The 22384-nt window shown below is 73.7% G+C and carries 17 protein-coding genes; 12 read left to right on the forward strand and 5 right to left on the reverse strand.

Annotated features, from left to right (window positions below; translation table 11 throughout):
- Positions 1-76 precede the first annotated feature (76 nt).
- The 6 genes from IH54_RS0109125 (at position 77) to IH54_RS0109150 (ending at position 6697) form a co-directional block, all read left to right on the forward strand.
- Positions 77-1183: a LacI family DNA-binding transcriptional regulator gene (locus IH54_RS0109125; protein ID WP_031514706.1), complete on the forward strand. Its 1107-nt coding sequence runs from the start codon at positions 77-79 to the stop codon at positions 1181-1183.
- Positions 1184-1305: 122 nt separating this feature from the next.
- Complete coding sequence (locus tag IH54_RS0109130) at positions 1306-2226, forward strand: bifunctional helix-turn-helix transcriptional regulator/GNAT family N-acetyltransferase (protein ID WP_031514708.1); 921 nt, start codon at positions 1306-1308, stop codon at positions 2224-2226.
- A 99-nt stretch (positions 2227-2325) separates the two neighbouring features.
- The gene (locus tag IH54_RS0109135) at positions 2326-3123 is read left to right on the forward strand and encodes a sugar phosphate isomerase/epimerase family protein (protein WP_031514710.1); all 798 of its coding nucleotides are present in this window, start codon (positions 2326-2328) and stop codon (positions 3121-3123) included.
- Between the two features lie 120 nt (positions 3124-3243).
- Positions 3244-4146, forward strand: a complete 903-nt coding sequence (locus IH54_RS0109140) for a LysR family transcriptional regulator (RefSeq protein WP_031514712.1) — start codon at positions 3244-3246, stop codon at positions 4144-4146.
- Positions 4147-4179: 33 nt separating this feature from the next.
- Positions 4180-4716: a hypothetical protein gene (locus IH54_RS0109145; RefSeq protein ID WP_159011720.1), complete on the forward strand. Its 537-nt coding sequence runs from the start codon at positions 4180-4182 to the stop codon at positions 4714-4716.
- Between the two features lie 154 nt (positions 4717-4870).
- Positions 4871-6697: a glycoside hydrolase family 3 protein gene (locus IH54_RS0109150; protein ID WP_031514716.1), complete on the forward strand. Its 1827-nt coding sequence runs from the start codon at positions 4871-4873 to the stop codon at positions 6695-6697.
- Between the two features lie 45 nt (positions 6698-6742).
- Here the strand turns inward: IH54_RS0109150 and IH54_RS0109155 are convergent, their stop codons facing one another.
- On the reverse strand, positions 6743-10573 hold the full coding sequence (locus tag IH54_RS0109155) for an ABC transporter ATP-binding protein (protein ID WP_052397231.1): 3831 nt from the start codon (positions 10571-10573) through the stop codon (positions 6743-6745).
- Between the two features lie 168 nt (positions 10574-10741).
- Complete coding sequence (gene speB / locus IH54_RS0109160; protein WP_031514720.1) at positions 10742-11710, reverse strand: agmatinase; 969 nt, start codon at positions 11708-11710, stop codon at positions 10742-10744.
- A gap of 171 nt (positions 11711-11881) precedes the next feature.
- Here speB and IH54_RS0109165 point away from each other — a divergent pair, with 171 nt between their 5' ends.
- The 3 genes from IH54_RS0109165 to IH54_RS0109175 all read left to right on the forward strand — a co-directional run bounded on the left by IH54_RS0109165 (position 11882) and on the right by IH54_RS0109175 (position 14657).
- Complete coding sequence (locus IH54_RS0109165) at positions 11882-12685, forward strand: phosphatase (protein WP_031514722.1); 804 nt, start codon at positions 11882-11884, stop codon at positions 12683-12685.
- A 62-nt stretch (positions 12686-12747) separates the two neighbouring features.
- Complete coding sequence (locus tag IH54_RS0109170) at positions 12748-13473, forward strand: response regulator (protein WP_031514724.1); 726 nt, start codon at positions 12748-12750, stop codon at positions 13471-13473.
- Positions 13470-14657, forward strand: coding sequence for a sensor histidine kinase (locus tag IH54_RS0109175; RefSeq protein WP_031514726.1), 1188 nt, complete (start codon positions 13470-13472; stop codon positions 14655-14657). The genes IH54_RS0109170 and IH54_RS0109175 overlap by 4 nt, the downstream gene beginning before the upstream one ends.
- A 20-nt stretch (positions 14658-14677) precedes the next feature.
- Here the strand turns inward: IH54_RS0109175 and tesB are convergent, their stop codons facing one another.
- The 3 genes from tesB to IH54_RS0109190 form a co-directional block, all read right to left on the reverse strand.
- On the reverse strand, positions 14678-15553 hold the full coding sequence (gene tesB, locus IH54_RS0109180) for an acyl-CoA thioesterase II (RefSeq protein ID WP_031514728.1): 876 nt from the start codon (positions 15551-15553) through the stop codon (positions 14678-14680).
- Positions 15554-15558: 5 nt separating this feature from the next.
- Entirely contained in the window at positions 15559-16716 is a 1158-nt protein-coding gene (locus tag IH54_RS0109185) for an acyl-CoA dehydrogenase family protein (RefSeq protein ID WP_031514730.1), read from the reverse strand.
- 106 nt (positions 16717-16822) lie between these two features.
- Complete coding sequence (locus tag IH54_RS0109190) at positions 16823-17434, reverse strand: TetR/AcrR family transcriptional regulator (protein WP_031514733.1); 612 nt, start codon at positions 17432-17434, stop codon at positions 16823-16825.
- 99 nt (positions 17435-17533) lie between these two features.
- On the opposite strand from IH54_RS0109190, the gene IH54_RS0109195 reads away from it, so the two are divergent.
- From IH54_RS0109195 to IH54_RS0109205, 3 genes are read left to right on the forward strand one after another with little or no spacing between them, the layout of a single operon-like run.
- Positions 17534-19162: a carboxyl transferase domain-containing protein gene (locus IH54_RS0109195; RefSeq protein ID WP_031514735.1), complete on the forward strand. Its 1629-nt coding sequence runs from the start codon at positions 17534-17536 to the stop codon at positions 19160-19162.
- 7 nt (positions 19163-19169) lie between these two features.
- A complete protein-coding gene (locus IH54_RS0109200) occupies positions 19170-21287 on the forward strand; it encodes an acetyl/propionyl/methylcrotonyl-CoA carboxylase subunit alpha (protein WP_078862051.1) in 2118 nt (705 codons plus the stop codon).
- Complete coding sequence (locus IH54_RS0109205) at positions 21284-22384, forward strand: hydroxymethylglutaryl-CoA lyase (protein ID WP_420711728.1); 1101 nt, start codon at positions 21284-21286, stop codon at positions 22382-22384. The genes IH54_RS0109200 and IH54_RS0109205 overlap by 4 nt, the downstream gene beginning before the upstream one ends.

Below are 22384 nucleotides of genomic sequence, written 5' to 3' on the forward strand. Positions count from 1 at the left end.
CACGGCCCGCACAGCCGGTCACCACCGACAGGTCCGGTCGGAGCCGAAGGACCAGAAGACGGAGGACGGCAGCGAGATGGCAGTGACTCTGGCCGATGTCGCGGCACGCGCCGGGGTGTCGTCCGCCACGGTCTCCCGGGTGCTCAACGGCAACTACCCGGTGGCCGGAAGCACCCGCGAGCGGGTGCAGCGCGCGGTGGCCGAACTGGACTACGTGGTCAACGGCCAGGCACGCGCACTCGCCGCCGCAACATCCGACCTGGTGGGCGTGCTGGTCAACGATGTCGCCGACCCCTTCTTCGGGATCATCGCCAGCGCGCTCCAGGCGGAGGTCGGAGTGAGCGCCGCCGAGCCGGGCGGCAAGCTGACCGTCGTCTGCAACACCGGCGGCTCGCCGGAGGCCGAACTCACCTACCTCACCCTGCTGGAGCGCCAGCGGGCCGCAGGCGTGGTCCTCACCGGCGGCGCCGTGGACAGCCCCGCACACACCGATTCCGTCAGCGCCCGCCTCGCACGCCTGGCCGCGTCCGGTACGCGCATCGTGCTGTGCGGCCGCCCGCCGCTGACCCTTCCGGGCGGGACGGGGCCGCTGACCACTCTGGCGTTCGACAACTTCGGCGGGGCCCGGCGGCTGACGGAGCATCTTCTCTCACTCGGCCACCGCCGCATCGGTTACGTGACGGGGCCCGCGGAACGCAGCACCACCGGCGACCGACTGGCGGGCCACCGCGCCGCGCTCGCCGCCCACGGCCTCGCGCCGCGCCACAGGACGGCCGGCACCGGCACGGCGGAGGACACCGCGGACGACCCGCTGACCGTGCACGGCGGCTACGACCGGAACGCCGGCTACGACGCGACGCTCGAACTGCTCCGCCGGAACACCGACGTCACCGCGGTCGTCGCCGCCAACGACACGGTTGCCCTCGGCGTCTGCGCCGCGCTGCGCGACCGCGGGCTGCGCATCCCTGCGGACGTGTCGGTGGCCGGATTCGACGACCTGCCCTTCAGCGCCGACGCCTCGCCCGCGCTGACCACGGTCCGCATTCCGCTCCAGGAGGCGGGCGCGCGGGCCGGCCGGCTGGTGATGGGGCGGCTCGCGCCCCCGCCCGGCGGGGTGACCACGATCGCGACCGAACTGATGGTCCGCGGGTCGACCGCGCCTCCGGCCGCCGGGCGCGTCTGAGAGTTGTCCACAGGCGGCGAAAGCCCCCTTCCGTCCGGGCCACCCGTCGGCCTACCTTTGACTCAGTCAAGGTTCGACCGGTCGGGCAGTGACCGGCTCAACGGCAGGACGGGGGACACACCATGGCCGTCAGAGAAATCCGCGAGTTCAACCGCTTTTACACCAACCTCATCGGCGCGCTCGACTACAGCCGCCACCTGCACACGCCCTTCACTCTCACCGAAGCGCGCGTGCTGTACGAGCTGGCGCACGCCCCGCGCACCGACGCCGCGGACCTGCGGCTCGAACTGTCGCTGGACGCCGGGTATCTCAGCAGGATGCTCGCCCGCTTCGAGGAGCAGCGGCTCGTCACGCGCGGCCCGTCCGCCGAGGACGCGAGAAGGCAGCGGATAGAGCTGACCGACCAGGGCCGGGAGGCAGCTGGGCTGCTGGAGGAGAAGTCACAGGAAGCCGTGGCCACGCTGGTCGACCGGATAGCGCCGGAAGACCGTCCGCGGCTGGCCGAGGCCATGCGGACGGTGCGGGAGATCCTGCGGGACAGCGCCCGGCCCCCCGCGAAGGGCCGGGTCACCCTGCGCGGGCCGCGCCCGGGTGATCTGGGGTGGGTCGTGGAGCGCAACGCGGCGGTCTACGCGGAGGAGTTCGGGTGGAACGAGGAGTACGAGACGCTGGTCGCGCGTATCGTCGCGGATTTCGCCGAAACGCGGGAGCCGGGGTGTGAGGCCGTGTGGATAGCCGAGCTGGACGGGCGGCGCGCCGGGTGCGTCTTCTGTGTACGCGACACGCTGCCCGGCACGGCGCGGCTGCGGCTGCTGCTGGTCGACCCGTCGGCGCGCGGGCACGGGATAGGCCGGCGGCTGGTCGAGGAGTGCCTGGCCTTCGCCCGTTCGGCGGACTACCGCGACATGGTGCTGTGGACGAACGACGTGCTGGGCCATGCCCGGTCGATCTATCAGCGGGCCGGCTTCCGGCTGGTCGGCGAGCAGCCGCACCACAGCTTCGGCAAGGCTCTCATGGGCCAGGACTGGCATCTCACCCTCTAGCCCGGCGGCAGCCGGTGCACGTCTGCGGGCCGTACGGCGGCCTGCCACGCCGCCGGAAGACGGTTGACCAGGCCGGATCAGGTGCCTAGTGTCCGGCGAATGAGATTCGCGTTCTCCACTCTCGGTGTTCCCGAACTGCCCGTCGACCAGGTGGCCCGGCTTGCCGCGGACAACGGCTTCCACGGCGTCGAACTCCGCGCGAGCCCCGAGGGTCCGGTCCACACCGGCCTGTCCGCGGATCAGAGAGCTGATGTGGTCGCGGAGTTCGGCAAGGCCGGCATCGAGATCCTGACGGTGGCCGGATACGCCACGGTGGCCGCAGCCGGGGACGATCAGCCGGTGCTGGACGAGATCGCCGCGGGTGTGACCCTGGCCCGCGACCTCGGGGCATCATTCCTGCGGGTCTTCCCCGGGGGCAAGGACCTGCCGGCCGAGGAGGCGGACGCGCTGGCCGCCCGGCGGCTCGCGGCGGCGGCTCCGGCGGCGGCCGACCTGGGGGTCAGGGTGCTGCTGGAGACCCATGACTCGCACCGCGCCGGCGCCGATGTCGCGCGCGTGGTCGGGCGGGTCGGGCACACGGGCGCCGGTGCGCTCTGGGACGTCATGCACACCTGGCTCGCGGGAGAACAGCCCGCGGCGAGTTTCGCGGCGCTGGCGCCGTATCTGGGGTACGTCCAGGTCAAGGACATCGCCTCGGCGGCCGACACCACCCCGCTGCCGCTGGGGGCCGGTGCGCTGCCGCTGGCGGAGACGGTCGAGGTGCTCAGCCGGGCGGAGTGGGACGGCTGGCTCTGCTGGGAGTACGAGAAGCGCTGGTATCCGCAGGTCCCGGAGCTGCCGGGGCTGCTGGGGGCCGCCCAGGAGCATCTGGCCCGGCTCCTGATGGAGTCCGCCTGACGTACGGCGGGGCCGCGGCATCCGGGCCGGCCGGCCGTCGGGTCCGGTCCGGGAGCGGTCCGGAAGCGGTCCGGGAGCGGTCCGGAGGCAGGTGAGGTCCGCGGAGCGGAGGAGGGACGCATGCTCGACCTGGGGCGGCTGAAGGCGCTGCACGCCGTGCACGCGCACGGCTCCATCGGCGCCGCGGCGACAGCGCTGGGATACACGCCCTCGGCGGTGTCGCAGCAGATCTCGAAGCTGGAGCGGGAGACACGGACGGTCCTGCTCGAACGGCAGGGGCGCGGGGTGACGCTGACCGACGCCGCGCAGCTGCTGGTCGCGACTGCCGAGCAGTTGATGGTGATCGTGGAGCAGGCGGAGGTGGCGCTGGAGGAGCAGCGGGGCAGGCCGTCGGGGCGGCTGACGCTGGCGGCGTTCCCCACCGCGGCCAGCGGGCTGCTGCCCTCGGTTCTGGCGGAGCTGGCGGCGACCTGCCCGGCGCTCGAGCTGCGGCTCCTGGAGGTGGACGCCCACCTGTCGGTGGATCTGGTGGCGCGCGGCGTGGTGGACCTGGCGGTGGCGCACGACTGGGACATCGCGCCGCTCCCGGCTCCCGAGGGTGTGGAACGGTGCGCCATCGGAGACGACACATGCGACGTGCTGGTGCCCGCGGGCCACCGGCTGGCGGACCGGGAGCGGTTGGTGCGGTCCGATGTGGCGGCCGAGCGGTGGATCTGCCAGCCGCCGGGCTCGGTCTGCCACGACTGGCTGGTGCGGACGCTGCGAGAGGCCGGCCGGGAGCCGGACATGGCCTTCCAGGTGGGCGAGTACGGCACGCAGGTGGCGCTCGTGGCGGCGGGACTCGGCATCGCACTGGTGCCCAGACTCGGGCGCGGGGCGATACCCGAGGGGGTGCGGGTGCTGCGGCTGGATCCCGCCCCGGTGCGGCGGCTCTACGCCCTGTGGCGGCAGGGTGCCGCGCGCAGGCCGTCGATCGAGGTGGCGGTGGCCACGCTGCGCGCCCACTGGCCCGCGGCGGCCTGACGCCCCGCCAGGGGCAAGGAACCGGTGGGGCGGGTGGCCCGTCCCACCGGCATGACGGTGACGACGACTTCGGGCAGGGCGGCTGCGGCCGTGGTGCTGGCGGCGGCTCTCGCCCTGGTGGGCGCCGGGTGCGGGACGCAGGAGAGCTCGGGCGGGCAGCAGGGCACGCCCGGGCCGGCGAGCACCTCCCCGACCGCGGGTGACGGGACGTCCGTGGGGCAGGTGGTCTTCTTCAGCCCGGCCCCCCGCGGCCCCCGTGACGGCCACGAGGTTCTCGGCAGCCGAGCCGACGCCGAGCGCTATGCCGCGGCCTTCACCGACGGGCAGGCCAGGGCGCAGCTGACCGCCGTGGCGCGAGGCACGGACTTCACCCGGCAGGTGCTGGTCGGCTGGACGCGGCCGACCGGGTGCAGCACGGCCACCGCGGCCGCCCTGCGGGTGTCGGGCAACCAGCTGGAGCTGCACGTCAGTCAGCCCGAGCCACTGCCGGAGTGCGTGGTGGCCTTCCGGGTCTCGGTGGTCTTCCAGGTGCCGCGCGAGCACATGCCGGCGCGGCCGGAGTTCGCCTGACGGAGGATCAGGCGCACCGAGCGGGAGTAGGCCGCACGGAGGACTTCGCGCGGGGTTCGATCAGACCATTGACTGGCGAAAACTTCCACGCTATCCGTGTACACCTGGAAATTTCCTTCAGCGTGCCTTCCTCCTCCGTCAGAAGGAGTTCGTCGTGCACCATCACCCATCCCGCCGATCCCTGCTCACCGCCGCCGCAGCCGGCTCCGTCGTCGCCGCCGGTGCGGCGCCCGCCGCCGCGGCCGGCGGCCGCTCCGCGCTCAGCAGCGCGCAGCGCCGTACGATCCGCTCCCTCATCCAGCGCATGAGCCTGGAGGAGAAGGTCGGCCAGCTGTTCGTGATGCGGGTCTACGGGGCGTCGGCCACCGACCCCGACCCCGCGGACGCGGCCGCCAACCAGAGCCAGATCGGTGTCTCCACCGGCGCGGAACTGCTGGCGAAATACCACGTCGGCGGCATCATCTACTTCGCCTGGGCCCACAACACGCAGAACCCCCACCAGATCGCCGACCTGTCCAACGGCCTCCAGCGTGCGGCGCTCGGGCAGGGCACCCCCGTACCGCTGCTGATCTCCACCGACCAGGAGCAGGGCGCGGTGGCCCGTATCGGAGCGCCTGGCACGCTCTTCGGCGGCGGCATGGCGCTGGGCGCCGACGGAAGCCCCGCGGACGCGCGCACCGCGGCGCGGGTGATCGGCACCGAACTCGCCGCGATGGGCGTCAACCAGAACTACTCCCCCGTCTCGGACGTGAACATCAACCCGGCGAACCCGGTGATCGGCGTGCGCTCCTTCGGCGCCGACCCGGCCGCGGTCTCCGCACTCGCCGCCGCCCAGGTGAGGGGCTACCAGAGCGCCGGCATCGCCTCGACCGCCAAGCACTTCCCGGGCCACGGCGACACCGGCACCGACAGCCACTTCTCACTGCCGGTGATCACCCACACCCTGGAACAGTGGCAGAGCACCGACGCCCCGCCCTTCCGCGCGGCCATCGCGGCGGGCATCGACTCGATCATGACCGCGCACATCCTGGTGCCCGCCCTGGACGACTCCGGCGACCCGGCGACGCTCTCCCACCCGATCCTCACCGGCGTCCTGCGCGAGCAACTCGGCTACGACGGGGTGGTGGTCACCGACGCGCTCGACATGGCGGGCGTACGGGAGAAGTACGGCGACGACCGGGTGCCGGTCCTCGCGCTCAAGGCAGGTGTCGACCAGCTGCTCAACCCGCCCCTGCTGGACGTCGCCTACCGCGGCGTCCTGGACGCCGTGGCCTCGGGCGAGCTGACCGAGGAGCGGTTGGCCGTCTCGCTGGAGCGCATCCTGGCCCTCAAGCTCCGACTGGGCCTCTTCCGCGATCCGTACGTCAGCCGCGCCGGGGTCGACCGGGCAGTCGGCACCCGGGCCCACCTCGCAACCGCAGACCGGATCACCGACCGCGGCATCACCCTGCTCGGCAACGACGCGGGCGTGCTGCCGCTGCCTCGCCGCTCGCACCGCGAGCTGCTGGTGGTCGGAGCCGACCCGGCAGCCCCGTCGGGGACCGGCGGCCCGCCCACCGCCGTCCTCGCGCGGGCCCTGACCGAACTCGGCCACCCCGCCCAGGCGCTGTCCACCGGCACCGCGCCCGCACAGGCACTGATCGAGCAGGCCGTGGCCGCGGCGTCCGGCAAGGACGCCGTCGTGGTGTGCACCTACAACGTGACGGCCGCCGCGACCGCGCAGATCGCGCTCGTCACGGCCCTGGCCGCCGCTTCGGTGCCGGTCGTGCAGGTCGCCATCCGCAACCCTTACGACATCGCGTACCTGCCGCCGGTGGCGGCATCGCTCGCCACCTACGGCTGGACGGACGTGTCGATGCGCGCGGTGGCCCGGGTCATCGCCGGCAAGGCGTCGCCGACCGGCCGGCTGCCGGTCGCCGTGCCGCGCGCGGACGACCCGGCCACACCGCTCTTCCCGATCGGCTACGGCCTGGACTACTGAGCCGTCACCGGGAGGACCGCCCCGCGGGCGCGGGCGGACGGCGCGTCAGGCCGCCGCCCGCACCTCGCCGGTGAAGGTCCGCCACAGCTCCGCGTAGCGCCCGTCGCCGGCCAGCAGCGCCTCGTGCGTACCGTCCTCGACGACCCGCCCGTGGTCGAGGACGACGACCCGGTCGGCGCGCGCCGCCGTGCTCAGGCGGTGGGCGACGACCAGCGTCGTCCGGCGCGTGGCCAGCCGGTCGGCGGCCTGGTTGACCAGGGCCTCGGTCGCCAGGTCGAGCGCCGCGGTGGCCTCGTCCAGCAGCAGGATCGCCGGGTCGACCAGCTCGGCCCGGGCCAGCGCGATCAGCTGCCGCTGGCCCGCGGACAGGTTCCGCCCGCGCTCGGCGACCTGGTGCAGATAGCCGCCCTCCAGTGTGGCGATCATCGCGTCCGCGCCCACCGCGCGGGCCGCGGCCTCGACCTCGGCGTCCGTGGCGTCCATCCGGCCGTAGGCGATGGCGTCGCGCACCGTTCCGGGGAAGAGGTACGGCTCCTGCGGGACGACGCCGAGCTGCTGCCGGTAACCGGTGAGGTCGAACTCGCGCACGTCGTGGCCGTCCACCAGGACGGCGCCCTCGGTCGGGTCGTAGAACCTGGCCACCATCTTGACCAGTGTCGACTTGCCCGCGCCGGTCTCGCCCACGAAGGCGACGGTCTGGCCGGCCGGTATGCGCAGGTCGATGCCGGAGAGGGCCTCGCTCCCCTCGGCCTGCGGCCCGCCGTAGCGGAAGTGCAGGTCGCGGAAGGCGATCTCGCCGCGCAGCGGGCCGGGCTGCCGCGGATCGTCGGCGGCCGGGGTGGTGGTGGGCTCGCGGAGCAGCTCGCCGATCCGGCCGAGCGACACCGTCGCCTGCTGGTAGCCGTCGAAGACCTGCGAGAGCTGCTGCACCGGGGAGAAGAACAGGTCGATGTAGAGCAGGTACGCCACCAGGGCGCCCGCGGACAGCGTCCCCGCGCCGACCCGGTGGGCGCCGACGATCAGCACCAGTGCGGCGGCCACGCTGGACAGCAGCTGCACGAAGGGGAAGTAGACGGAGATCAGGAACTGGCCGTGCACCCGGGCCTGGCGGTACTCGGCGCTGCGCCGCGCGAAACGCCGGGCGCCGCTCCGCTCGCCGCGGAAGGCCTGCACCACACGCAGCCCCGCGACATGCTCCTGCAGGTCGGCGTTGACGACCGCGACCCGCTCACGGGCCAGCTCGTAGGCGCGGACCGACTTCCGGCGGAAGGCCCACGTCCCGACGACGAGGATCGGCAGCGTGGCGAAGACCAACAGGGCCAGCTCGACGTCGATGAGCAGCAGCGCCACCAGGATGCCCGCGAAGGTGAGCACGCTGACCAGCGCGGTCACCAGGCCCGTCTGCAGGAACGTGGACAGCGCGTCGACGTCCGTGGTCATCCGCGTCATGATCCGGCCGGTCAGCTCGCGCTCGTAGTAGTCGAGGCCCAGCCGGTGCAGATGCGCGAAGATCTTGACCCGCAGGGTGTAGAGCACCCGCTCACCGGTCCGGCCGGTCAGCAGCGCGGAGCCCCATTCGGCGGCCCACTGTGCCAGCACCAGCCCGAGCCCGAGCAGCGACGCCGCCCACACCGCGCCCAGGGCCTGGCGGCGCACGCCCGCGTCGATGCCGTGCCGGATCAGCACCGGCAGCAGCAGCCCGGCAAAGGCGTCGACCGCGACCAGCAGCAGGCTCACCAGCAGCGGTGAGCGGAAACCGCGCAGCAGGGCGCGCAGGCCGAAGGACTGGTCGGCGGCCCGCGCCCGCTCCTCGTCGACCTCCGGGGTGTCCAGGGCCGGCGGCAGCGCGGCCACCTTCGCCAGCAGCTCCGGGGTGGCCGGCATGCCCGCGAGCGCCCCGGCCATCATCCCGGGGCCGCCACCTGGCCGGGCCGGTGCCGCACCGGCGCGCGGTGCACCGGCCGCGCCGTCCTCCTGCTCCGGCCGGCGCCGGTCGGCCGGCCACAGCTCGGGCGTGACCGCCCCGGGCGCGTCCGAACCGGCCGGAGCGCCGCCGCTCTCCGCAGTCCCGTCCTCGCGGCCGAGGGCGGCGACGGGGTCGATCTCGATCACGTCGGCGCCGAGGGCGTCCGGGTCGGTCAGCAGCGCGCGGTAGAGCGCGCTGCGCTCCTGGAGCTCGTCGTGCGTGCCGATGTCGGACAGCCGCCCTGCGTCGAGGACGGCGATGCGGTCCGCGAGGGCCAGCGTGGAGCGGCGATGGGCGATGAGGAGGGTCGTCCGGCCGCGCATGACCTCGCGCAGCGCGTCGAATATCTCGGCCTCCACCCGGGCGTCGACGGCGGAGGTCGCGTCGTCGAGCAGCAGCAGCCGCGGGTCGGTGAGGATCGCCCTGGCCAGGGCGACGCGCTGGCGCTGACCGCCGGACAGGGTGAGGCCCTGCTCGCCGACCACGGTGTCGTAGCCGTCCGGCAGCGCGCTGATGAAGCCGTGCGCCTGGGCGGCCCGGGTCGCGGCGAGGATCTGCTCCTCGGTGGCGTCGGGGTGGCCGTAGGCGATGTTGGCCCGCACGGTGTCGGAGAACAGGAAGCTGTCCTCGGGGACCATGCCGATACGCGACCGCAGCGACTCGAAGGTCAGGTCCCGCACGTCGACGCCGCCGACGCGCACCGCGCCGCCGGTGACGTCGTAGAAGCGGGGCAGCAGCAGCGAGACGGTGGACTTGCCCGAGCCCGACGCGCCGACGACGGCGACCGTCTCGCCGGGCGCGATGGCGAGGTGGAAGCCGTCCAGGACCGGGCGGTCCGCGCTGTAGCCGAAGGTGACGTGGTCGAAGTCGACGGTCGCGGGCGCGTCCGCGGGCAGTTCCGCGGTGCCCTCCTCCAGCGTGGGCTCGGTGTCGATCAGCTCGAAGACGCGCTCGACACCCGCCCTGGCCTGCTGGCCCACGGTCAGCACCATGGTCAGCATCCGCACCGGGCCGGTGAGCTGCGCCAGGTAGGTGGAGAAGGCGACGAACGTGCCCAGGGTGATCTGGCCGCGCGCGGCCATCCAGCCGCCGAGCGCGAGCATGCCGATCTGCCCCAGCGACGGCACCGCCTGCAGGGCCGGGGTGTAGCGGGCGCTGAGCCGGACCGTACGCAGCCGGCCGGCGAAGAGCTTGCGGCTGACCTCGGTCAGCTTGCTCATCTCCTGCTGCTCCTGGCCGAAGCCCTTGACCACCCGCACGCCGGTGACGGAGCCGTCGACGATCCCCGCGACGGCCCCCGCCTGCCCCTGGGCGTACCAGGTGGCCGGGAAGAGCCGGTGGCGCGAGCGGTTGGCGATGATCCACAGCGCGGGGGCGACCGCCAGCGCGACCAGGGTCAGCAGCGGTGAGAGCACCAGCATGACGACCAGCGAGAGCAGGAAGAGGAGCAGGTTGCCGATGACCATGGGCAGCATGAAGAGCAGGCCCTGGATGAGCTGGAGGTCGCTGGTGGCGCGGCCGACGACCTGGCCGGTGCTCAGCTCGTCCTGGCGCCGGCCGTCCAGCCTCATGATCGTGCCGAACATCTCCGTCCGCAGGTCGTGCTGCACGTCCAGCGCGAGCCGGCCGCCGTAGTAGCGGCGCATGTACGTCAGCCCGTAGACCACGACCGCGGCCGCGACAAGGGCGAACGCCCATGGGGCGAGCGGCTTGTCGTGCTTGACGATCACGTCGTCGATGATCAGCCGCGGGACGAGCGGCACCAGTGCGGTGACCGCCATGCCGAGCAGCGACGCCCCGAGCGACAGCAGGACGCTGCGCCTGTACCGCCAGCAGTACGCGGACAGCCGGCGGAGCCATCCCTGCCCCGGGCCGTCCTTCGCCGCTGTTTCCGGCTTCGCCGTCGTCACGCCGTCCTCCCACCGATTCGTCCGTCGTCCACCCCGCGACTCCAACACGTCCAGCTGCGCATTTCATCCTCCCGCAACAAAAACAACGACCAAGGTCGCACAGGAGTGCGACCTTGGTCGTAATCCCTTCGGGTGATTCCGGCCGGCGAGCCGGCGCCGGCGCGGCCGCTAGGAGGCGTCCCGGTCGGCCGCGATCTGCCGGGCCATGATCGTCGTGAGCTCGTAGGCGGTGTGGGAGGCGGCGACCGAGGTGATCTCGGCGTGGTCGTAGGCCGGGGCGACCTCGACGACGTCCGCGGAGACCAGCGTGCAGTCGGCGAGCCCGCGCAGGATCTCCAGCAGTTCGCGCGAGGTCAGGCCTCCTGCCTCGGGGGTGCCGGTGCCGGGCGCGTGGGCGGGGTCCAGGACGTCGATGTCGACCGAGACGTACAGCGGGCGGTCGCCGATCCGCTCCCTGAGCTGCTGCGCCACCTCGTCGACGCCGCGCCGCATGACATCGGCCGACGTCACGATGCCGAAGCCCATCCGCTCGTCGTCGTCCAGGTCGCGGCGCCCGTACAGCGGGCCGCGGGTGCCGACGTGGCAGAGCGCCGAGGTGTCGAGCAGGCCCTCCTCGACCGCGCGGCGGAAGGGCGTCCCGTGGGTGTAGGGGGCGCCGAAGTAGGTGTCCCAGGTGTCCAGGTGCGCGTCGAAGTGCAGCAGTGCGACGGGGCCGTGGCGACCGGCGACGGCCCGTAGCAGCGGCAGCGCGATGGTGTGGTCGCCGCCGAGTGTCATCAGCCGGGCGCCCGTGCCCAGCAGGTCGTCCGCGCCCGCCTGCACGCCCTCCACCGCCTCGGCGATGTCGAAGGGGTTGACGGGAATGTCGCCGGCGTCGGCGACCTGGGCGAGTGCGAAGGGCGACGCGTCCTGCGCGGGGTTGTAGGGCCGCAGCAGGCGGGACGCCTCACGGATCGCGTTGCCGCCGAAGCGTGCCCCCGGGCGGTAGGACACCCCGCTGTCGAACGGGACGCCCACGACGGCGATGTCGGTGCTGCCCACCTCGTCCAGCCGGGGCAGCCGGGCGAAGGTGGCCGGGCCTGCGAAGCGCGGGGTGCGCGAGGAGTCGACGGGGCCGCGCGGTTGTGCGCTGCTCATGCTGACTGCCTTTCTGCGTGCAGGACGCACGCGGTGCGGGTCCCGGCGACCGTACGCCGCCGCGGGAAGTCCCCGAGTTGTACGTTCCCGCGCAACCGGGCGGTCTATTACGCCTCGGCGTCGATCCACAGGTCCTCGCACGCGTCGGCCGCCGGGCGGGACAATGTCCCCATGCCCAAGCATCCCGGCGCCGCCGCGCCCACCCGCCGCGCCCTCGTCTCCCACCTGATACGCGCCCGGATAGCCGGGGACGTCGCCACGAGCCGGGAGAACAACCTCGACCACTACCGCGAGCTGGCGGAGGGCAACCGCTACTACTGGTTCGGCCTGGACCTCGGCGACCGCTGGACGGACCGCACGGACGTCCTCGGGCTGATGGCCGAGCGCTGCGGTGTGGTGGCGGACGCCGGGCATGTCGTCGGGCAGGACACGATCGACCCGGAGCTGACGGTCGACGGCCTGGACCGGATGGCGGTCGCGCTGCACAAGGCGGCGGAGAACCGCTCCCGGGTACTGCTGGCCACCGGTCACCCCGCGGGGCTGTACGAGGTGCACCACACGCTCGGCCGCGCGCTGCGGGCGGCGGGCTGCACCCTGGTCCTGCCCGCCGACCGGCTCTACGCCGACGGGGGCGAGATCCGGCACGTCGGGTCGGTCGCCATGTTGCACCGGGCCGGAGGCCTGGTGCACACCCACTCGCCGGACCCCATGCGGGAGGTCCTCACCGGTCTGGAGCGCCAGGGCGAGGCGCCGCCCGATCTGGTGGTCGCCGACCACGGCTGGGCGGGCTGCGCGGGCTCCCGAGGCATCGACACGGTCGGCTTCGCCGACAGTAACGACCCGGCCCTCTTCGTCGGCGAGGCCGAGGGGAAGGTGCTGGTGACGGTGCCGCTGGACGACAACGTGCCGCCGCACCTGTACGCGCCGATGACGGCGTACCTGCTGGCGCAGGCCGGGCTTCCGCAGCCCGACTGAGGCCCCGCGGCGGTCCGCGTGGACCTGACGCGCCCCCGATCCCTCGTTACGATCAGTGAAGGATGGCGAGGAAGGCGGGCGGCAGCGTGGTCCAGGTAGCGATCGTCGACGACGAAGCGCTGGTCAGGGCAGCCCTGCGGAGCATCCTCGAATCCTCGGGCGACATCCGCGTGGTCGCCGACTGTGACGGCCACCAGGCGCTGGACGAGGTCGCCGGCTCCCGCCCCGACCTGGTGCTGCTCGACGCGGTGATGCCCGAGCCCGACGACGGTCTGAGTGTCCTGCGCGCGCTGCGTGCCCTGCCGGAGCCGCCCGCGGTGGCCATGCTGACCGCCTTCGACACCAGCGCGCACCTGCGGGCCGCGATGGCGGCGGGGGCCAGCGGCTTCCTGCTCAAGGACACCGCGGTCGGCACCCTGATCGACGCCGTGCGCATCCTCGCCTCCGGGGGCACGGTCTTCACCCCGACCGTGGGCCGGGCCGTGGTCGACGGCTTCCTCTGCGCCCCGCTCCACGGCCCGGATCCCGTACCGGAGCGGGAGCCCGGCAATGTACGGGAGGCGCCGGGCGCCGCCGTGGGCGCGCTCACCGGGCGGGAGCGGGACGTGCTGGCACTGCTGGCCGCGGGCGAGCCGAACGCGCGGATCGCGGCGGAGCTGCGCATCTCCGTGGGCACGGTGAAGGACCACGTCCGCGCGGTGCTGCGGAAGCTGGGCGCCCCCAACCGGGTGGCCGCCGCGGTCATCGCGCACCAGTCGGGGCTGGCCCGGTATCCGGAGCGCGGGTGAGATTCCGCGCCGCGGCCCCCGACACGGCGCTGCTGGCCCTCTCCGCGACCGAGGTATGGGCCACCCGGTCCTTCGGCGGGCCCGTCTCGCTGGTCTTCGCCTGCCTCGGCACGGCGGCTCTGCCCCTGCGCCACCGCTTCCCCCTGGCGGCGTACGCGACGACGCTGCCCGCACTCGCCCTCGGCTACATCTGGTTCTCGCCGATGGGCACCCTCTACGAGATCTCGGCGGGCGGGGCCGCGCGAGGACGTGGCATATTGCCGCGCCGTACGCGCCGCTCGGCAATGGCCGGGTGGATGTCCGGCCGGGCGCTGCTGATCGGCGGCTGCGCGCTGCTCGCGGCGGTGGTGAACCTCGCGCCCTGGCCCTTCCGCGACCCGGTCTCCTGGTCGCTGTCGGACACGATCCTCGCGGTCATGCTGTCCGCACTGCTGGCCGTGGCGCCGACCGCGCTGGGCCTGCTGGCATCTTCCCGCCGCGAGCTGACCGGACGGCTGGCGGAGCTGGCGGCCAGCAGGGAGCGCGAGCACGCGCTGGCCGCGGAGCAGGCGGTGGTGCGCGAGCGGGCGCGGCTGGCCCGCGAGATGCACGACACCGTCGCCCACCACATCAGCCTGATCGCCGTGCAGTCCGGCGCGCTGGAGGCGACGGCGAAGGGGCCGCAGGCGCGGGCCGCGGCGAGCGCCGTACGCGAGCTGAGCCGGGACGCTCTGGACGAGCTGCGCCGGATGGTCGGCCTGCTCCGGTTGCCCGCCGCGACGGCGCGGGAGCTGGCCGCGGGCCCGGGCCTGGCCGGCATCCCGGCGCTCATCGCGGCGGCGGGGCCGCAGACGCACGGGGACCTGGCCGCGGTCGTGGAAGGGGCGGACGGCGAGCCGCCGGCCGAGGTGCAGCAGGCCGCGTACCGCATCGTGCAGGAGGCGCTGACCAATGTGCGCAAGCACGCGCCCGGAGCCCCCACCCGGGTGCGTGTGGAGCGCAGGGGCACCGAACTGCTGGTGGAGGTGCGCAACGGCCCGGGCGCCGAGCCGCCGGCCGCGCTCCCGTCCGGCGGCCACGGCCTGGCCGGGCTGCGCGAGCGCGCCGTCCAGCTCGGCGGGGAATTCGCCGCGCTGCCCGCACCGTCAGGAGGCTTCCTGGTACGGGCCAGGCTGCCGCTCCTCGCGGACGGCCCGGCGGCGTGAGCAGCGGAGCGGCCACCCCGTCAGGTCCGGGGGGTGCGGACCAGGCCTTCCTGGATGACCGAGACGGCGAGCCGGCCGTCCTGGGTGTAGATGCGGGCCGAGGCCAGGCCGCGGCCGCCGGAGGCGGAGGGGCTGTGCTGGTCGTAGAGCAGCCACTCGTCGGCGCGGAAGGGCCGGTGGAACCACATGGCGTGGTCCAGGCTCGCGCCGACGACGTCGCCGACCGCCCACCCGCCCCGCCCGTGCGCGAGCAGTACGGAATCCAGCAGCGTCATGTCGGACACGTAGGTCGCGAGGCACACGTGCAGCAGCGGGTCGTCGGCGAGCTTGCCGCGGGTGCGGAACCAGACCTGGGAGCGCGGCTCGCGCGCGGTGCCGGCGGTCAGGAACGGCGGGTCCTCGACATAGCGCAGGTCGACGGCCGCGCGCGCTTCCAGCAGCCGGTCGACGACGCCGGGGTCGGGGAACTTGTCGGCATGGGCGGGCAGCAGCTCCGCGGCGTCCGGCAGCGTTTCCGGGTCGGGCGCCTGCGGCATCGGCTCCTGGTGCTCCAGCCCCTCTTCCGCGGTCTGGAAGGAGGCCGAAAGGTGGAAGATCGGCTGGCCGTGCTGGATCGCGACCACCCGCCGGGTGGTGAAGGAGCGGCCGTCACGGATGCGGTCGACCTGGTAGACGATCGGCGCGCCGGGGTCGCCGGGACGCAGGAAGTACGCGTGCAGGGAGTGCGCCCCGCGGTCCGCGGGGACGGTGCGCCCGGCGGCGACCAGGGCCTGCGCGGCGACCTGGCCGCCGAAGACCCGCGGCACGACCGCCGGGCGGCTGACACCGCGGAAGATGTCCTGCTCGATCGGTTCGAGATCGAGCAGGGCGAGCAGTGCTTCCAGGGGCTCGTTCAGTTCGCTCACAGGCCCATCGACTTGGCGATGATCGACTTCATGACCTCGCTCGTGCCGCCGTAGATGCGGTTGACGCGGTTGTCGGCGTACAGGCGCGCGATCGGGTACTCGTTCATGTAACCGTATCCGCCGTGGAGCTGCAGGCAGCGGTCGATCACCCGCGCGGCGACCTCGGTGCAGAACAGCTTCGCGGACGCGGCGTCGGCGGCGGTCAGCTCGCGCACGTCGTGGGCGTCGAGGGCGCGGTCGACGACGGCCTGGGCGGCGTCCACCTCGGCCTGGCAGGCGGCCAGCTCGAACTTGGTGTTCTGGAACGACGCGACGGACTGGCCGAAGACCGTGCGGTCCTGGACGTAGGCCTTGGTGAAGCGGATCGCGGCGGCGGCCTGGGCGTAGGCGCCGACCGCGATGGCCAGCCGCTCCTGGGGCAGGTTCTGGCCGAGGTAGGAGAAGCCCTTGCCCTCCTCGCCGAGCAGGTCCTCCAGCGGGATCCGGACGTCGGTGAAGGACAGCTCCGCGGTGTCGGAGGTCTTCAGGCCGAGCTTGTCCAGCTTGCGGCCCACCGTGTAGCCGTCCGACGCGGTGTCGACGACGAAGAGCGAGATGCCCGCCCGGCGGTCCTCCTTCGTCGCGGGCGCGGTGCGCGCGCAGACGATGACGCGGTCGGCGTGGACGCCGCCGGTGATGAAGGTCTTGGCACCGTTGAGCACGTAGTGGCTGCCGTCGGCGGAGAGCTTGGCGGTGGTCTTCATGCCGGCGAGGTCGGAGCCCGTGCCCGGTTCGGTCATCGCGATGGCGAACATGGTCTCGCCGCTCGCGAAGCCCGGCAGCCAGCGCTTCTTCTGCTCCTCGGTGGCGTACGCCGTCACGTACGGCAGGCACAGGCCGGTGTGGACGCTGCTGCCGCCGAAGCTGACCCCGGCGCGGGCGCACTCCTCGGTGACGACGGCCTGGAACTTGAAGCTCTCCTCGCCCGCGCCGCCGAACTCCTCGGGCACCTCGATACCGAAGACGCCCAGCTCACCGAGCTTGCGGTAGAAGTCGCGCGGCGCCTGGCCGGCGGCCAGCCACTCGTCGTAGACCGGGACGACCTCGGCCTCGATGAAGGCGCGTATCGTCTCGCGGAATGCTTCGTGGTCCTCGTTGAACACCGTACGACGCACAGCGCGCCTCCCGTCGGCGAGTGGTGACGACTGAACTGACTGACCGGCCCGCCGTTTCCCCGCCTCGCACCGGCAGGGCGGCACGACGGACGGGATAAGCAAGCGCTCAGTAAGTTACCCGCCAGTCCTGCGCGCTGTCCAGGGCGCCCAGGGCGCCGAGAGCCAGCTTGCGCAGCAGTTCGGACATCCCGGCGCGGCTCGCGAGGACGGCCTGGGCGCCTAGGTGCGGCGTCGAGTTGAGCAGGCCGAAGACGGCGTGGACAGCCGTGCGCACCTCACGCTCCGTGGCGTCCGGATGGACCGCGCCGACCACTCCCACCCACACCTCCACGTACTGACGCTGGAGCTGACGGACGAGCTTGCGGTCGGACTCGCGCAGCCGGTCCAGCTCGCGGTCGTGCAGGGTGATCAGCGGCCGGTCGTCGATCGCGAAGTCGATGTGGCCGCGGATCAGCGCGTTCAGCGCCTGCTCCGGACCGGCCGCCTCGGCGACCCGGCGCCGGCCGGCGGTCAGCAGTCGGCCGCTGATCCCCACCAGCAGCTCGGCGAGCATCGCGTCCTTGCCCGCGAAGTGCCGGTAGAGCCCGGGACCGCTGATACCGACAGCGGCACCTATCTCGTCCACGCCCACGCCGTGGAAGCCGCGCTCGGCGAAGAGCCGCGCGGCCTCCCTGAGGATCTGGTCGCGCCGGCTGAGCGCCGAATTCGTCGAGTTCATGAGGTCGAGTCTAGACAATCCGGTTAGCGAGCGTTAACGTGGGGTAATCAAGTTAACGACCGCTAACATCCTCGCTCGCATCACCGGGGGGGCAGAACCATGGCAGCACCCGTCCTCACCACTACCGCGGATCCGGCATCCGAGGCGTTTCGCACCAACGCGGCCGCGCACACCGCACTCTCCGCGCACCTGCGCGACACGCTCGCGGCCGCGCGCCTGGGCGGTGGGGAGAGGGCCAGATCCCGACATACGGCGCGGGGGAAGCTCTTGCCCAGAGACCGGGTGGACGGGCTGCTCGACCCCGGCTCGCCCTTCCTCGAACTGGCACCGCTGGCCGCCGAGGGGATGTACGACGGGCAGGCGCCGGCCGCCGGGGTGATCGCGGGTATCGGCCGGGTGGCCGGACGCGAGGTCGTGGTGGTCGCCAACGACGCGACGGTCAAGGGGGGCACCTATTACCCCATGACGGTCAAGAAGCACCTGCGCGCCCAGGAGGTCGCCCTCGACAACCGGCTGCCGTGCGTCTACCTGGTCGACTCCGGCGGCGCCTTCCTCCCCCGGCAGGACGAGGTCTTCCCCGACCGCGACCACTTCGGCCGGATCTTCTACAACCAGGCCACCATGTCCGCCCGCGGCATCCCGCAGATCGCGGCCGTGCTGGGATCGTGCACCGCAGGCGGCGCGTACGTCCCGGCGATGAGCGACGAGGCGGTGATCGTCCGGGGGCAGGGCACGATCTTCCTGGGCGGGCCGCCGCTGGTGAAGGCCGCCACCGGCGAGGTGGTCACGGCCGAGGAACTGGGCGGCGGCGAGGTGCACTCCCGGATCTCGGGGGTCACCGACCATCTCGCCGAGGACGACGCGCACGCGCTGAGCATCGTGCGGGACATCGTCGCCACCCTCCCCCGGCGCCCCGCCCCGCCCTGGCCGCTGCGGCCGGCCGAGCCGCCGGCCGTGGATCCCGCCGGCCTCTACGGGGTGGTGCCGGTCGACTCCCGCACCCCCTACGACGTGCGCGAGGTGATCGCCCGGCTGGTCGACGGCAGCCGGTTCGCCGAGTTCAAGGCGGAGTACGGAACGACCCTGGTCACCGGCTTCGCCCAGCTGGCGGGCCACCCGGTGGGGATCGTGGCGAACAACGGCATCCTGTTCGGCGAATCGGCCCTCAAGGGCGCCCACTTCATCCAGCTGTGCGACCAGCGCGGCATCCCGCTGCTCTTCCTGCAGAACATCTCGGGCTTCATGGTCGGCCGGCAGTACGAGGCGGGCGGCATCGCCAAGCACGGCGCCAAGATGGTCACGGCCGTGGCCTGCGCGCGGGTCCCCAAGCTCACCGTCGTGATCGGCGGGTCCTACGGGGCGGGCAACTACTCGATGTGCGGCCGGGCGTACAGCCCGCGCTTCCTGTGGATGTGGCCCAACGCCAAGATCTCCGTGATGGGTGGCGAGCAGGCCGCCTCGGTGCTCGCGACGGTCAAGCGCGACCAGCTCGCCGCAGCCGGCGAGAAGTGGAGCGAGGAGGACGAGGAAGCCTTCAAGAAACCCGTCCGAGAGCAGTACGAGACGCAGGGCAACGCCTACTACGCCACCGCCAGGCTCTGGGACGACGGGGTGATCGACCCGCTGGAGACCCGCACGGTGCTGGGCCTGGCGCTCACCGCCTGCGCCAACGCCCCGCTGCCCGCCGCCGATCCCGCCGCGCCCGGCTACGGCGTCTTCCGGATGTGAGGCCGAGATGAGCACAGTCGATTCCAACGCCGCCGGTCGGGCCCGCCCCCGGCTCGCCGGACCCACCGCCTTCGGCACCGTGCTGGTCGCCAACCGGGGCGAGATCGCCGTACGGATCATCCGCACGCTGCGCGAGCTGGGGATGCGGTCGGCCGCCGCCTTCACCGCCGCGGACGCCGAGGCGCGGCACGTCCGGGAGGCCGACACCGCGGTGCGGGTGGAGAGCTATCTGTCCGCCTCCGACCTCGTGCGCGCCGCGCTCGCCGCCGGGGCCGAGGCCGTGCACCCCGGCTACGGCTTCCTCGCGGAGAACGCCGCCTTCGCCCGGGCGTGCGCCGAGGCGGGGCTGGCCTTCGTGGGACCGCCCGCGGCCGCGATCGAATTGATGGGCGACAAGATCCGGGCGAAGGAGACGGTGCGGGCGGCCGGGGTGCCGGTGGTGCCCGGCAGCCAGGGCAGCGGGCTGACCGACACCCAACTGGCGGAGGCCGCGCGGGAGATCGGCGTGCCGGTGCTGCTGAAGCCTTCGGCGGGCGGCGGCGGCAAGGGCATGCGGCTGGTGCGGGACGCCGCGCTGCTGGCCGACGAGATCGCGGCCGCCCGGCGGGAGGCGCTGGGGTCGTTCGGGGACGACACTCTGCTGGTGGAGCGCTGGATCGACCGGCCGCGGCACATCGAGATCCAGGTGCTGGCCGACGGGCACGGCGGGGTGGTGCATCTGGGCGAGCGCGAGTGCTCCCTCCAGCGGCGGCACCAGAAGGTCGTCGAGGAGGCGCCCTCGGTGCTGCTGGACGCGGTGACCAGGGCGGCGATGGGCGAGGCCGCGGTGCAGGCGGCCCGGTCGTGCGGCTACACGGGCGCGGGGACGGTGGAGTTCATCGTGCCGGGCGCCGATCCGTCCGCGTACTACTTCATGGAGATGAACACCCGGCTCCAGGTCGAGCATCCGGTGACGGAGCTGGTGACGGGGCTGGATCTGGTGGCCTGGCAGTTGCGGGTGGCGGCGGGCGAGCGGCTGGACTTCGCGCAGGGGGACGTCAGGCTCAGCGGGCACGCGGTGGAGGCGCGGGTGTGCGCGGAGACGGCGCGGCCGGCGGACGGGCGGGTCGACTTCCTGCCCTCGGCGGGGCGGGTGCTGGCGCTGCGCGAGCCGGTGGGGCGGCCCGGGGTGCGGGTGGATTCCGGGCTCGCGGAGGGCACGGAGGTGGGCACGGCCTACGACCCGATGCTGGCCAAGGTCATCGCGCACGGACCCGACCGGGAGACGGCGCTGCGGCGGCTGCGGGCGGCGCTGGCGGAGACGGAGGTGCTGGGCCTCGACACCAACACCGGTTTCCTGCGGCGGCTGCTCGGCCATCCGGCGGTGGTGGCAGGGGATCTGGACACCGGGCTGATCGACCGGGAGGCGGCCCGGCTGGTGCCGTCCGAGGTGCCGCCGGAGGTGTACACGGCGGCGGCGCTGCTGCGCCACGAAGCCCTGGCACCGCGGCCCGGTCCGGAGGGCTGGACGGACCCCTTCTCGGTCCCCAGCGGCTGGCGGCTCGGCGGCGAGCCGGCCTGGACGGTGCATCACCTGCGGGTGCCGGGGCGTGATCCGGTGGAGGTGCGGGTGCGGCCGGGCGAGGTGCGGATCGGCGACTTGCCGGCGGTGCCGGCCCGGATCGCGGTCGACGGCCGGCGGGTGCGGCTGGAGCTGGCGGACCGGGTGCTGACCTTCTCCCACGCGGGCGAATGGCTCGGGCGGGAGGGTGACGGCTGGCGGGTGCGGCCGTACGACCCGGTGGCCGAGGCGCTGCGGGGCGCGGCGCTGGGTGCGGGCGGCGGTGCGCTGACGGCGCCGATGCCGGGGACGGTCACGGTGGTGAAGGCCGCCAAGGGCGACGAGGTGGTGGCGGGCCAGAGCCTTCTGGTGGTCGAGGCGATGAAGATGGAGCACGTGATCACCGCGCCGCACGACGGGACGGTGGCCGAGATCGACGTCGCCGTGGGCACGGCCGTGGCGATGGACCAGGTGCTGGCCGTGGTGACCCCGGCGGGGCAGGGACAGGGTGGCCCTGAGGGCGCGGCGGAGGCCGGTCCCGGGGCGGACGCGGGCCGGGACGCGGCGGCCGGGGGTGCATCGTGAGGGCGGCGGAAGAGGTGGCGGCGGGCGGCGCGGCGGAGCCCGGGGTGCTGGAGCTGGGGCTGCCGGCGGCGGTGCGGGCGGACGGGCTGCCGCGGGCGGTGCGCATTCACGAGGTGGGGGCGCGGGACGGGCTGCAGAACGAGAAGGCGGTGGTGCCGACCGCGGTGAAGGCGGAGTTCGTGCACCGGCTGGCGGACGCGGGGCTGGGGACGGTCGAGGCGACGAGTTTCGTGCGGCCCAGCTGGGTGCCCCAACTGGCCGATGCCGCCGAGCTGATGCCGCTGCTCGCCGATCTGGCGGGGCGGGATCCCGCGGTGCGGCTGCCGGTGCTGGTGCCCAACGAGCGGGGCCTGGAGCGGGCGCTCGATCTGGGAGTGCGGGAGATCGCGGTCTTCGGCAGCGCCACGGAGTCCTTCGCGCGGGCGAATCTGAACCGGACGGTGGCGGAGTCGCTGGCGATGTTCGAGCCGGTGGTGGCGCGGGCCAGGCAGGAGGGGCTGGCGGTGCGCGGCTACCTGTCGATGTGCTTCGGCGATCCGTGGGAGGGCCCGGTGCCGCCCGCGCAGGTCGCCGCGGTGGCCCGGCGGCTGTACGCGATGGGGTGCACGGAGCTGAGCCTCGGCGACACGATCGGGGTGGCGACGCCCGGGCAGGTGGCGGCGCTGCTGGACGAGCTGACGGGATCGGACGGATCAGGCGGAACCGGCGAACCCGGCAGTCCCGGCAGTCCCGGCCGGCTGGACGCGGAGTGGAGCGGCGCCGGGCGGTCCGGTGCAGGCGGGCCGATTCCGGTCGAGCGGCTGGCTGTGCACTTCCACGACACCTACGGGCAGGCGCTGGCGAACACGCTGGCCGCCCTCCAGCGGGGCGTCAGCGTGGTGGACGCCTCGGCCGGCGGGCTCGGCGGCTGCCCGTACGCCAGGAGCGCCACCGGGAATCTCGCCACGGAGGACCTGGTGTGGATGCTGCACGGGCTCGGCATCGACACCGGGGTCGACCTCGGCCGCCTCGGCGCCACAAGCGTCTGGATGGCGGAGCAGCTGGGACGGCCGAGCCCGTCCCGTACCGTCCGCGCCCTCACCCACCGGGAGCAGTAG

This window comes from Streptomyces sp. NRRL F-5123 (genome assembly GCF_000721495.1).
Classification (GTDB): domain Bacteria; phylum Actinomycetota; class Actinomycetes; order Streptomycetales; family Streptomycetaceae; genus Actinacidiphila.

Excerpts from the sequence above, each read along its gene's own strand:
- IH54_RS0109165 (WP_031514722.1), top strand. The coding sequence starts at position 11,882 with ATGCCCAAGCATCCCGGCGCCGCCGCGCCCACCCGCCGCGCCCTCGTC.
- IH54_RS0109140 (WP_031514712.1), top strand. The coding sequence starts at position 3,244 with ATGCTCGACCTGGGGCGGCTGAAGGCGCTGCACGCCGTGCACGCGCAC.
- IH54_RS0109130 (WP_031514708.1), top strand. The coding sequence starts at position 1,306 with ATGGCCGTCAGAGAAATCCGCGAGTTCAACCGCTTTTACACCAACCTC.
- IH54_RS0109195 (WP_031514735.1), top strand. The coding sequence starts at position 17,534 with ATGGCAGCACCCGTCCTCACCACTACCGCGGATCCGGCATCCGAGGCG.
- speB (WP_031514720.1), bottom strand. The coding sequence starts at position 11,710 with ATGAGCAGCGCACAACCGCGCGGCCCCGTCGACTCCTCGCGCACCCCG.
- IH54_RS0109200 (WP_078862051.1), top strand. The coding sequence starts at position 19,170 with ATGAGCACAGTCGATTCCAACGCCGCCGGTCGGGCCCGCCCCCGGCTC.
- IH54_RS0109190 (WP_031514733.1), bottom strand. The coding sequence starts at position 17,434 with ATGAACTCGACGAATTCGGCGCTCAGCCGGCGCGACCAGATCCTCAGG.
- IH54_RS0109170 (WP_031514724.1), top strand. The coding sequence starts at position 12,748 with ATGGCGAGGAAGGCGGGCGGCAGCGTGGTCCAGGTAGCGATCGTCGAC.
- IH54_RS0109125 (WP_031514706.1), top strand. The coding sequence starts at position 77 with ATGGCAGTGACTCTGGCCGATGTCGCGGCACGCGCCGGGGTGTCGTCC.
- IH54_RS0109135 (WP_031514710.1), top strand. The coding sequence starts at position 2,326 with ATGAGATTCGCGTTCTCCACTCTCGGTGTTCCCGAACTGCCCGTCGAC.